The sequence below is a fragment of the Lonepinella sp. BR2271 genome, from assembly GCF_051851515.1.
Lineage (GTDB): Bacteria > Pseudomonadota > Gammaproteobacteria > Enterobacterales > Pasteurellaceae > Lonepinella.
In genome coordinates this window covers 23,368-36,124 of the sequence record NZ_JBPDVF010000007.1, presented here as the reverse complement: position 1 = coordinate 36,124, position 12,757 = coordinate 23,368, and the positions used below count along the sequence as shown (strand labels likewise).

Below are 12,757 nucleotides of genomic sequence, written 5' to 3'. Positions count from 1 at the left end.
TTCCTCTTATCGGTTAACTAACCAATGAATTGAATTTTCTAATAATTTTCCACCTTGAACAGTTAAAATACTTTCAGGGTGAAATTGAAAGGCACAAATTGGCAAGGTGCGGTGACGAATTGCCATAATAATATGGTTATATTCTGCATTGACGATTAATTCATCGGGTAATTCGGTTCCCATTAGGGAATGATAGCGAGCCACGGGCATCGGATTAGGTAAATCCTTAAACATGGCTTGTTCATCATGGTTGATTTTTGACACTTTGCCGTGTAACACTTCGCCTGCATGAACCACCTTGCCACCGAAAGATTCAATTAAGGCTTGATGTCCTAAACAAATCCCAATAATCGGCACTTGATTTTTGACTTTCTCAATTAAGGCAAGCATATTACCTGCCTCAGCAGGTGTACCAGGTCCGGGAGAGAGTGCCAAAATACTGTCAGGTTCAAGGCAGATTTTGGTTAAAAAATCCAGCTCGCAGTCGTTGCGATAGACTTTTACGTTATGCCCCAGCGTGCGGAATTGATCCACCAGATTGTAAGTAAAGGAATCAAAATTGTCTAAAAATACGATAGTTGCCATAATTTGTTCCTTATGCGAGTTGGTTAGTTTGAATAATGGTATTTAACACCGCACGAGCTTTATGACGAGTTTCGTCCGCTTCCATTTGTGGATCGGAGTCCAATACTTCGCCACAGCCTGCTTGCACGTGTGCTATGCCATTTTGTACAAAGGCGGAACGAATCACAATGCAAGTGTCGAAATTTCCGTCTGAACCTAAATAGCCCACTGCACCGCCATAGCTATGGCGTTTTTCTTGCTCAAATTGATAAATTAACTGCATGGCTTTAATTTTCGGTGCACCTGTTAGCGTTCCCATATTCATACATGCTTGATAAGCGTGTAAGGCATCTAATTCAGAGCGAAGTTTACCCACTACACGAGAAACCAAGTGCATAATATGTGAATAGCGATCGACCTGCATTAAATCACACACTTGACGTGTACCGCTTTCGCAGACTCGAGCAATATCGTTACGGGCTAAATCTACCAACATCAAATGTTCGGCTAATTCTTTATGATCTAATCGCATTTCTAATTCTAAACGAGCATCAAGTTCAGGATCGATCTGACCATTGGCATCAAATCCCCGTGGGCGAGATCCTGCAATCGGGTAAATTTCCAACTGGCGATTTTCCGCTGAATATTTTAATGCACTTTCAGGTGATGCACCGAATAGGGTAAATTCATCATCTTGCATAAAGAACATATAGGGGCTTGGATTGTTCAATTTTAACTGACGATAGGTTGCCAGCGTATTGGGACAAGGCAAAGAAAAACGGCGAGATGGCACGATTTGGAATACATCACCGTCATAAATATGTTGTTTAAGTGCGGTGATAATTTGTTTAAATTTGTCATCATCGTGATTAATTTGTACCTGCGTATCCGCTTTTTGAATGGCGGGTAACGGTTTCAAATTCTGTAAATCTTGCGAAATTTTCACCGCACTTTGTTGCAAATCCACTAATGCTTTGGAATTAAAACAGAAAGTTTGTAATGTCGCCTGTTGAGTTGGGTGATCAAAACGCAGTAAATTTTCTGCTAGATAAAAGACATAATCGGGGCAAGTTAAACCATCATCTTGTAATTGAATACCGTCCATCGGAATAAAATTTGCCACTAAATCATAGGCAAATAATCCGCCTAAAAAAATAGGCGTTTGACTATGAGAATACAGCGTAGCAATTTGACGAAGTCCGTCAAACACGGTGGCAGATTGTAATTTACTGTCTTCATCAAGATTTTGATCGAGTGCCGCAAATTCTGCTTGCAGGGTAGTTTGATTAAGTTTTGTGAGTGTAGCTAAACCCTGTAACTTTTCTTCAAGGTGAATTAAAACGGTGTTTCCATTATCCGTTAATGCTTTAAATGTGACAATTTGTCCTGTGCAAGAAATTTTTACTGCCGCATTGATCAGTAACAAACTTTTTAAACTATTTTTGCTCGAAATCTCCGCACTTTCAAGCAGTAAACTATTCGTATTGGGTGGACAAAGGGTGGTTAGCACTTGGGTGAGATCAAGATGATAATCTACTTGTTTATTCAATACCTGAATATAAGGTTGAAACATAAAATATCCTTATTAAAATTCTTTTGTACTATTAAACTAGTACAAAAGAATTTTGTCAAGGGGAATTATTATTTTTTCTTGAATAACCCGAAAATAGGGCGGAAAAAGTGCGGTGTTTTTTGCCTGATTTTGTAAAAAACGTTATCATAGTCGGCTTGAAATAAGAAGAATAACAAAAAAGGTAAACGCAAATGTTTGCATTAGAAATAAAAGGCTTAACCAAGGCGTATAAAAATGGCGTGAAAGCGTTACAGGGGATTGACTTAACCGTTGAACGTGGTGATTTTTATGCGTTGCTTGGACATAATGGGGCAGGGAAATCGACCACTATCGGCATTATTAGCTCGTTGGTGAATAAAACCAGTGGCACGGTCAAGGTGTTTGGCTATGATTTAGATCAACAGCTGAATCAAGTGAAACAATGTATTGGGTTAGTGCCACAGGAATTTAATTTTAACCAGTTTGAGAACGTGATTGATATTTTAATTAATCAAGCGGGTTATTATGGGATTACTCGTGCAGATGCCTTACAACGTGCGGAAATCTGGTTAAAACGCTTGGATTTATGGGATAAGCGTCATCAGCAGGCGAGAAGATTATCAGGGGGGATGAAACGCCGCTTGATGATTGCTCGAGCTTTAATGCACCAACCTAAATTATTGATTTTAGATGAACCCACCGCAGGCGTGGATATTGAATTACGCCGTAGTCTATGGACGTTTTTGGCAGAAATTAATCAGCAAGGTACCACCATTATTTTAACCACCCATTATTTAGAAGAAGCGGAAATGTTATGTCGCCATATTGGGATTATTCAGCAAGGGCGATTAGTGCAAAATATGGCAATGAAAGATTTGTTGGCGAAACTGGAAACCGAAACCTTTATTCTGGATTTAGATAAAAATGCGACGTTGTCACAAATTAAAGATTATAAAATAACCGCCTTAGAACAATGTTCTATTGAAGTCGAAGTTCACCGAGAACAGGGGCTAAATTCCCTGTTTATTCAACTGGCCGATCAACAAGTACAGGTACTCAGTATGCGAAATAAAACTAACCGCTTGGAAGAATTATTTGTTCGAATGGCGTTAAATAAACCCGTGACAGAGGAGAAATAACATGCAATTAACTTGGGTCGCATTTTATACCATTTTACGCAAAGAAATTCGCCGTTTTATGCGAATTTGGGTACAAACATTGGTGCCACCGGTGATCACCATGACCTTATATTTTGTGATTTTCGGGCAGTTAATTGGTAGCCGAATCGGCGAAATGGGCGGTTTTAGTTATATGCAATTTATAGTCCCCGGTTTGATTATGATGTCGTCCTTAACTAATTCTTTTGCCAATGTGGCGTCGTCTTTTTATAGTACAAAGTTTGCCCATAATGTAGAAGAATTATTGATTGCGCCGGTGTCACCGCACATTATTATTTTAGGTTATATGGCTGGCGGTATGGCTCGTGGGTTGTTGGTGGGGATATTAGTCACCATGGTGTCGTTATTTTTTGTGTCCTTTGATATTCATTCTTGGGGCGTGATTGCTTTAACTCTGTTATTTACTACCGCGACGTTTTCCTTAGGGGGCTTGATAAATGCGGTTTTTGCCCAATCTTTTGATGATATTAGTATTATTCCAACCTTTGTGTTAACACCATTAACTTATTTGGGTGGGGTATTTTATTCGATTTCCCTGTTACCGCCTTTTTGGCAAGGGGTATCGAAACTCAATCCGATTGTGTATATGATCAATGGCTTTCGTTATGGTTTTTTAGGGATTAGTGATGTGCCGTTGGTTTATACTTTTACGGTGTTGATTTTGTTTATTTCCGTGTTATACAGCATAGCGTATTATTTAATTAATCGTGGTATTGGGTTGCGTAGTTAGTGCGGTGTATTTTTAGGTATTTTTTATAGGAGAAACAACAAAAATGTGGTCTGAAATTGCAATTGGTTATGGGATTTTTATTTTAGAAATTCTCACCATTTTATTAGTGATTGCGGGGATTGTCGCCGTGATTATGGCGTTAAAAGAGAAATCTGCTCATTCCCATGGGGAATTGGAGATTACTGATTTATCGGAACAATATGAGGATAACAGCAAAAAATTGCGTGATTTTCATTTAACGGAAGATGAATTAAAAGAACAAGAAAAAGCTGAGAAAAAGGCAGAAAAAGCTAAGGCGAAAGCCTTGAAAGCCAAACGTAAAAAAGGTGACGTTGTCGAACAAGAGGCGAAACCGACTTTGTATGTGTTGAATTTTAAAGGCGATATTCAGGCATCTGAAACCACTGCATTACGTGAAGAAATTAGTGCCATTTTGCAAGTCGCCGATCCTGCAAAAGATGAAGTATTATTACGCTTAGAAAGCCCTGGTGGCGTAGTGCATGGCTACGGTTTAGCGGCTTCACAGCTTGCTCGTTTAAAACAAAAAGGGATTAAACTCACGGTGGCGGTGGATAAAGTGGCAGCCAGTGGGGGCTATATGATGGCTTGTGTGGCAGATCGTATTATTTCTGCTCCCTTTGCGATTATTGGTTCTGTTGGGGTGGTGGCACAGATTCCGAATATTCATCGTTTATTGAAGAAACATGATGTCGATGTCGATGTGATGACGGCGGGCGAATATAAACGCACGGTTACCGTGTTGGGAGAAAATACCGAAAAAGGCAAACAAAAATTCCAACAAGAATTGGAAGAAACCCACGAACTCTTTAAGCAATTTGTGGCTAAAAATCGACCTCAGTTAGATGTGGCAAAAATTGCCACCGGTGAACATTGGTTTGGTCAGCAAGCCTTGGATTTAGGGTTGGTGGATGACATTGCTACCAGTGATGATGTGATTTTGCAAGCGATCAATGAGAAATCTGTACTTGGCGTGCAATATAAGCAGAAAAAATCTTTGTTACAGAAGTTTGGTAAGCAAACCGAAGAAAGTGCGAATAATCTTTTGTTGCGTTGGTTAAAGCATGATGAACGGACATTTTTGTAGAAGAATTGACTTTTCTTTACAAAAAAGTCTGATGGAAAAGAGAAATCTGATTTACTTTCCGTGTATTTAATATTATCATGCGTCGCGATTATAGTTAGGCTCATGTAGGGTGATTTTGATTATAACGATTCAATTAGGATTATAGAAATATTTATTAAGGTAAAACGAATGAAATTATCACATTTTTTCTTATCAGCCGTTGCTGCTACTACATTAGCTGCTTGTGGAAACTCAAGTAATATTACTGATGAAGGTCAGCCTGCTGGTGAGTCAGCAGAACAAGCCGTAGCAAATCTTGTGTGGCCTGAAATTGACCAAACAAAATCTGAACAAGTTGGTTCATGGCCAAACTGGGACAATGTTCGCATGGTTGAACGTGGCATGAATAAAGAGCAATTATATGGCTTGTTAGGTACACCACATTTTGCTGAAGGTTTATTCGGCGTACGTGAATGGGATTACGCATTTAACTATCGTGAAAACGGTGAACACAAAATTTGTCAATACAAAATCTTATTTGACAAAAACATGAACGCACAGAGTTTCTTCTGGTACCCGAATGGTTGTAATGGTATTACATCATTCAGCTTGAGCGGTGACTTCTTATTCGATTTCAATAAAGAGGAATTAACGGCGAAAGGGAAAGAAATTGTTGATAATATCGCCTCACAATTAAAAACCTCTGGCGCAAAAGAAGTATCTATCGACGGTTATACTGACCGTTTAGGTTCAGACGCGTATAACTTGAATTTATCACAACGTCGTGCTGATCGTGTAAAAGCACGTTTAATTGAACAAGGCGTTCAAGCTAACTTTGTTGCCACTGGTCATGGTAAAGCAGACCAAGTTAAGGCTTGTGATGATGAACACGGTCAAGCATTAATCGCGTGTTTACGCCCTAACCGTCGTGTAGAGATTAAAGCCTCAGGTACGGTTTTAGAACAACCTGAATCAAGTAAAGTCGGTGGTCCTAAAGGCCCAACACCTTACTATCAAAAATAATTTTAGATTTTGATTGATTGCAAGGCTAAACTGAGGTTTAGCCTTTTCTTTTGCTTGTTTGTCAGATATATTATGGCTAAGGATTGTTACTCGCAAAAGGAAACGGAATGAAGCAAGTCAAGATTATTCAAGCTGAATTTTTATTACAACAAAAAAATCGTTTAAAAATACCGCACTTTCAAATTCGACAAGGGGATTTCTGGGTAGTTGTGGGGAGTAATGGCAGTGGTAAAACGGCATTTTCTCTGGCTATTGAGGGAAAAATACCGGTTTACAGCGGAGAATATGAAAATAGTTTTCAGCATATTCAGCAATTTTCTTTTGAAAAACAGCAAAAAATCTTAGAACAAACCTTTCGTGAACGCAATAATGACAGCGTCAGTCCGGATGATTTTGGCAAAACGGCCCGTGAAACCATTCTCAATGGGTCGAAAAATGAGGCCTTGTGTCAGCAATATGCCGAACTATTGGGGATAACCTCATTATTAGATCGTCCTTTTATGCACCTTTCCACCGGCGAAAGCCGCAAAATCTTATTGGCACAAACCTTAGTACAACAGCCAGATTTATTAATTTTAGATGAACCTTTTGAGGGACTAGATCAAAAATCCGTGCAAGATTGGCAACAATTACTGGAAAGATTAGCCCAACAAACCAGTTTGTTACTGATCGTCAATCGTTTTAATGATATTCCTACTGCCGCCAAACAGATTGCCTTATTGGATCATTGTGAAGTGATTTTACAGGGAAATCGGGCCGAAATAGAACAGCAGAGTATTTTCCAACAGCTACAATATGCCGAAAATGCGATGGATGTGCCACTCCCTGAATGTACCGAACCGGTGCAAAAACTTGATCCAAATACACCGCACTTTGAATTAGAAAAGGTGACTATTCAATATGCAGATAAAGTCATTTTAGATCAATTAACGTGGCGAGTATTACCGCAACAACATTGGTGGATCAAAGGGCCGAACGGTGCAGGAAAATCCACCTTGTTGTCTATTCTGACGGGCGACCATCCGCAATCTTACAGCAACATTGTTCGTCTCTTTGGACGCCAACGAGGTTCGGGGGAAACCATTTGGGAAATTAAATCTAAAATGGGTTATATTAGCAGTCAACTGCACATGGATTATCGGGTAAATTGCTCGGTATTAGATGTGATTATTTCTGGTTTTTTTGACAGCATTGGTGTGTATCAACGTGTTCCCGACGCATTACGCGTGAAAGCCATGCAATGGTTGGAACGCATTAATTTAGCCCCATTGGCGAAAAAGCCCTTTCGTTCGCTGTCTTGGGGACAACAACGCTTATTGTTAATCACCCGTGCCATGGTGAAATATCCCCCTGTCTTAATTTTGGATGAACCTTTGCAAGGTCTGGATGGCTTAAATCGTCGCTTGGTGAAATCCTTTATTGATCAGCTCGTGAAACACAGTGGCACACAGTTATTATTTGTATCCCACCAAGATCAAGACGCCCCGCAATGTATTACCCATATTTTTGAATTTGTGCCAAAAGAAAATGGCTATCAATATGTACAAACTGCGGTGTAAAATGGTATGGTTTTTTATTAACTATATGTTTTTAAATGGTTTATTTTGTTTGTATTGACATTTTGAGCAAAATATGCTAGGATTTCCAAACAATTCTTATCCTATCTCTATAAGGAATATCAAAATGGAAAATCAACAAAATTTTTCTCAGAAAGCACTTTCAGAAAATTCAATCACTATTACAGAGGCTCATATTAATTGGTGGGAAAATTTAGATGATATTTGGAAAAGAATATTTGTCCTAAATTTCATACATCAAGACAAATTAAGCGAAATGTATGATTATAATAACCTTGCTTTAAAATACCGTAATATTTCAGACCCAATTGATGAAATCTCATCAGAAAAGATCAATTTAATAATATCAGGGGAAACGATAACTACATTTTTAGCTCGTTTATTTAAATTATCCTCCCTTGAATTTGTCGATATTGTAGAAATTTACACCTCACATATTAAAAATGATCCCGAACTACACGAGGCAACAATTGATTATTCCTTTGATTATCGTGATGACCTTGAATTATACAAAGAGTATTGTAAAATATTTGAAGAACAATTATCAGATAAAAAATCACCGCTATTAATTTTGCCTGATTTTAGATATTTCAAAAAACTAACAACCATTAGATTAGCCTATTGTCATATCCAATCCTTGACTTATTTAGAGGGTTTATCACAATTGAAACATTTAAACCTTGAATATTGTGTGATTGATAATCAAGGATTTAATTTAACGAATTTAACAAATCTTAATGAATTAAATGTATCTCATAGCAATATCTCCTTGCTTAGTTCGGATGTTCCATTAGAATCTCTGAGAAAAGTCGATTTAGCGTATAGTAAGGTTGAACATATTTCATTTTTAAGAAATACAATCAATTTGTCAGAACTGATCTTAAATATAGATGCAGCACAAGACCTTAAAAGTCTATATGGGTCGAGAAGTTTAGAAAAATTATTTATCGATATCAAAAATGAACATTATAAATCCGAATATAAACAATCTGTTTTCAAAGACAAACATGAAGATTCATTTGCTGACTATATTGTAAAATTAGATGAAGAATTAAAGTCATTAAATAGACAGCTACCACATTGTGAAATTTATTGTCATATTTATGAGTCAATGCCGGAAATTATATCAAATTCGAATGATGATTATCCAGATGTTAAAGAGCATAACTATGGCATTATTTTAACAACCGATTGGAGATGGATATTAGATATATTAGAGATAGATGGTTTCATTGAGGATCCTTATGTTTATAAAAAAATATCTCTCTATGGAAGTGGAAGATGGTTCAAATATAATCATTATTTATCCGCTTTTGAAGGCCTTACTGAACTTTCCTTGACAAATTTTGAAGGATTGGATATTAAAGTATTATCTGAGTTTGAAGAGTTAATGAAAGTAGATTTGAGCTATTCTAAAATTGATGATTTATCGCCCTTAGAACATGCCTATATAGGTAATTTAGATTTAAGCCATTGTAATATTAAAGATTTGTCCCCATTAAAAAAATCAGGAATAAGTGATCTTTATTTAGCAGGCATTAAAATAAATCGTTTTGATTTCTTATCTCAATCAAATATAACTACAGTTTATCTTGATGAAGAAAAAATATCTGATGAGGTGATTGATGCTGATAACGTCGAAGATTTGAAAGATTTACCTGATATTTATGATATAAAGTCAGGGGAATATATGGATGGTGATTCCATCCAGTCTAAATTTTATCAGCCTACTTTTGATGAATAATATTTCACAGTCAGTATTTACCTCGAATTTATGATTAATCTAGGGGTGTTTTATGCCCCTTTTAATTTTTTAGCTGTATTTTTATTTCTTAATAAGGAAAATATTATGGATTTTTATGATGGTTTACCTGTCGCAACGATTGTGTTTATTGCTTTAGTGGCGTTTATTTTATATTCAACTTTAAAAACCGTACCACAAGGTTATCACTGGACCATTGAGCGTTTTGGGCGTTATACCCGAACCCTTTCACCCGGTTTGAACTTTGTGATTCCTTTTGTGGATCGGGTTGGGCGTAAAATTAATATGATGGAACAGGTGTTAGACATTCCATCACAAGAAGTGATTTCCAAAGATAACGCCAATGTGTCCATTGATGCGGTGTGCTTTGTGCAAGTGATTGATGCCCGTAGTGCGGCGTATGAAGTGAATCATTTAGAACAGGCGATTGTCAATTTGGTGATGACTAATATTCGTACCGTGTTAGGGAGTATGGAACTGGATGAAATGTTGTCACAACGTGATAGCATTAACGGGCGTTTGCTTGCGATCGTGGATGAGGCGACCAATCCTTGGGGAGTGAAAGTCACTCGTATTGAAATTCGAGATGTGCGTCCGCCACGTGAATTAAGCGAGGCCATGAATGCGCAAATGAAAGCGGAACGGAATAAACGGGCGGAAGTGTTAGAAGCGGAAGGGGTTCGTCAAGCGCAGATTTTACGTGCCGAGGGGGAGAAACAATCTCGTATTTTGCGTGCGGAAGGGGAAAAACAAGAGGCGATTTTACAAGCGGAAGCTCGAGAACGTGCGGCGGAGGCGGAGGCCAAAGCGACCCAAATGGTCTCCGAGGCGATTACCAACGGTGATACCAAAGCGATTAATTATTTTATTGCGCAAAAATACACTGAGGCCTTAAAACATATTGGCGGTTCAAACAACAGCAAAGTGGTATTAATGCCGTTAGAGGCGGGCAATTTGATAGGTTCAGTAGCCGGCATTGCGGAATTGTTAAAGGGCGATAAAAAATAAGGATAATTCATGGAATGGTTTGAAACGTGGACAGTGTGGCATTGGTTAATTCTGGGTTTTGCCTTGTTAATTGCAGAGTTGGCGTTACCCGGTATTTTCCTCCTTTGGTGGGGACTGGCCGCCATTGCCGTGGCGGGCGTAATGAAATGTTTTCCTGATTTTTCGTTGGCCAGTTTAGGCATTATTTACGCCATTTTGGCCACGTTATTAAGTCTAGGTTGGTGGAAATATCAACATAAAAAAGATCTGTCTGATGAAAAACGCAGTCACTTAAATCAACGAGATCATGCCATGCTTGGCACGGTTGGATTTGTTCAAGAAATCCATGATAATGGTATTGGGCGAGGCCATTTTGGTGATACCACTTGGCGGATTCAATCGGCACAGCATGACAAGCTACGTGTCGGCGATAGCATTCAAGTATTGAGTGTACAAGGGATCACATTAATCGTTCAAAAGGTGAATCAATGAAACAACATGTCATTATTTTTGCTCACCCAAATAACAACAGTTTCACCAAAGCCCTTGTGGATGAAGTGGTGAAAAGCAGTGAGCAATTTGGCGCAAATACGGTGGTGAGAAACCTTTACGCCATGAATTTTAACCCTGTCTTATCGCAAGAAGAAATGCAAGGGGCGTGGCAAGGCATTATTCCCGAAGAAGTGCTGTATGAGCAGAAATTAATTCAACAAGCGGATTTAATCACCTTGGTTTATCCCGTATGGTGGATGGGTTTTCCCGCCATGTTAAAAGGCTATTTAGATCGGGTGTTTACCCATGGATTTGCTTATCAAAGCAGTGAACAAGGTTCGGTTGGTTTGTTGCAAGGTAAAAAAATACAACAGTTTATTAATATCGGCAATAACGTAGAGGCTTATCAAGCCAAAGGCTTTGCACAAGCATTGGATGTGTGTTTGGTCAATGGTTTGTTTAATTATTGTGGGATTACCGATATTGATCATCAATTATTTGGTGATTTATATGTGATTAGCGATCAAGAGCGTAAGAATATGTTGACACAAGTGGGGGAGAAAACGTTACAGAATTTGACCGCACTTTAAGCTGAATAAACCCCAAAAATAAGGCGTATCTAAAATGCGCCTTATTTTTTTATAAAAATGGGTTGCTATTTTTTAATTTATCGTGTAATTTTATTTTTACATTAACTGTAATTATAAATTTACAAAAGGAAATAAAAATGAACAAAGATAGCATTCATAATGTCCATATCGTTGACGAAAAAGTGTTAATTACCCCACGTGAATTAAAGCAAAAATTGCCTTTATCTCCTCATTTACGTCATCAAATTGAGCAACACCGCCAAGATATTTCCAATATTATTCATAAAAAAGATCCCCGTTTATTGGTGGTGATAGGTCCTTGTTCTATTCATGATCCGGTGGCCGCATTGGATTATGCCAAACGTTTAAAAGCATTGGCTGATGATGTGCAAGATCAGCTCTATGTTGTCATGCGAGTCTATTTTGAGAAACCTCGTACCACCGTGGGTTGGAAAGGGTTGATCAACGATCCTAACATTGATGGTACCTTTGATGTGGAAAATGGCTTGCATATCGCTCGTCAATTATTACTGGACTTAGCCGAAATGGGATTACCGCTAGCCACCGAGGCATTGGATCCGATTACGCCACAATACTTGGCGGATTTATTCAGTTGGTCAGCCATTGGCGCCAGAACCACCGAGTCACAAACGCACCGTGAATTAGCCTCGGGCTTGTCCATGCCCGTTGGCTTTAAAAATGGCACAGACGGCAGTTTAGCAACGGCCATTAATGCCATGAAAGCGGCCGCAATGCAACATAGTTTTATTGGGATTAACCAAAAAGGACAGGTGAATTTATTGCATACAGAGGGCAATCCTGATGGCCATGTGATTTTACGTGGTGGCAAAGCCCCGAATTACCAAGCCGAATTTGTTCAACAATGTGAACTGGCATTAGAAAAAGCGGGCTTAGCAACCGCCATTATGATCGATTGCAGCCATGCCAATTCCAATAAAGATTATCGTTTACAACCCGCTGTGGCAGAAAATGCGTTACAACAGTTAATCAATGGCAATCGTTCGATTATTGGTTTGATGTTGGAAAGCAACATTCACGCAGGCAATCAATCCGCAGAACAGCCCGTCAGTGAAATGCAATACGGCGTGTCAATTACGGACGCGTGTATTGATTGGGACACCACCGAACGCTTATTACATAACATTGCAGATGGCTTAAAAAATCAAGTAAAATAGACCGCACTTGAATCTTGACGGA

The 12,757-nt window shown here is 38.6% G+C and carries 12 protein-coding genes; 10 read left to right on the top strand and 2 right to left on the bottom strand.

Annotated elements, in window-relative coordinates:
• Positions 1-6 precede the first annotated feature (6 nt).
• Positions 7-585, bottom strand: a complete 579-nt coding sequence (locus tag ACTG7X_RS06960) for an aminodeoxychorismate/anthranilate synthase component II (protein WP_439257792.1) — start codon at positions 583-585, stop codon at positions 7-9.
• A gap of 10 nt (positions 586-595) precedes the next feature.
• A complete protein-coding gene (trpE, locus tag ACTG7X_RS06955) occupies positions 596-2,137 on the bottom strand; it encodes an anthranilate synthase component I (protein WP_439257791.1) in 1,542 nt (513 codons plus the stop codon).
• A gap of 191 nt (positions 2,138-2,328) precedes the next feature.
• On the opposite strand from trpE, the gene ACTG7X_RS06950 reads away from it, so the two are divergent.
• The 10 genes from ACTG7X_RS06950 (at position 2,329) to ACTG7X_RS06905 (ending at position 12,735) form a co-directional block, all read left to right on the top strand.
• Positions 2,329-3,255: an ABC transporter ATP-binding protein gene (locus ACTG7X_RS06950; protein WP_439257790.1), complete on the top strand. Its 927-nt coding sequence runs from the start codon at positions 2,329-2,331 to the stop codon at positions 3,253-3,255.
• Position 3,256: 1 nt separating this feature from the next.
• A complete protein-coding gene (locus tag ACTG7X_RS06945) occupies positions 3,257-4,024 on the top strand; it encodes an ABC transporter permease (RefSeq protein ID WP_439257789.1) in 768 nt (255 codons plus the stop codon).
• Positions 4,025-4,067: 43 nt separating this feature from the next.
• Positions 4,068-5,129, top strand: coding sequence for a protease SohB (sohB, locus tag ACTG7X_RS06940; RefSeq protein ID WP_439257788.1), 1,062 nt, complete (start codon positions 4,068-4,070; stop codon positions 5,127-5,129).
• Between the two features lie 168 nt (positions 5,130-5,297).
• Positions 5,298-6,131 carry an OmpA family protein gene (locus ACTG7X_RS06935; RefSeq protein ID WP_439257787.1) on the top strand — a complete coding sequence of 278 codons (834 nt, stop codon included), beginning with the start codon at positions 5,298-5,300 and terminating at the stop codon, positions 6,129-6,131.
• 107 nt (positions 6,132-6,238) lie between these two features.
• The gene (gene modF, locus ACTG7X_RS06930; protein WP_439257786.1) at positions 6,239-7,690 is read left to right on the top strand and encodes a molybdate ABC transporter ATP-binding protein ModF; all 1,452 of its coding nucleotides are present in this window, start codon (positions 6,239-6,241) and stop codon (positions 7,688-7,690) included.
• A 124-nt stretch (positions 7,691-7,814) separates the two neighbouring features.
• Complete coding sequence (locus ACTG7X_RS06925; protein ID WP_439257785.1) at positions 7,815-9,452, top strand: hypothetical protein; 1,638 nt, start codon at positions 7,815-7,817, stop codon at positions 9,450-9,452.
• A gap of 105 nt (positions 9,453-9,557) precedes the next feature.
• Positions 9,558-10,478, top strand: a complete 921-nt coding sequence (locus ACTG7X_RS06920; protein ID WP_439241692.1) for an SPFH domain-containing protein — start codon at positions 9,558-9,560, stop codon at positions 10,476-10,478.
• Between the two features lie 9 nt (positions 10,479-10,487).
• Complete coding sequence (locus ACTG7X_RS06915) at positions 10,488-10,949, top strand: NfeD family protein (protein ID WP_439257784.1); 462 nt, start codon at positions 10,488-10,490, stop codon at positions 10,947-10,949.
• Positions 10,946-11,539: an NAD(P)H-dependent oxidoreductase gene (locus ACTG7X_RS06910; protein ID WP_439257783.1), complete on the top strand. Its 594-nt coding sequence runs from the start codon at positions 10,946-10,948 to the stop codon at positions 11,537-11,539. The genes ACTG7X_RS06915 and ACTG7X_RS06910 overlap by 4 nt, the downstream gene beginning before the upstream one ends.
• A gap of 137 nt (positions 11,540-11,676) precedes the next feature.
• The gene (locus ACTG7X_RS06905) at positions 11,677-12,735 is read left to right on the top strand and encodes a 3-deoxy-7-phosphoheptulonate synthase (RefSeq protein ID WP_439257782.1); all 1,059 of its coding nucleotides are present in this window, start codon (positions 11,677-11,679) and stop codon (positions 12,733-12,735) included.
• Positions 12,736-12,757 lie beyond the last annotated feature (22 nt).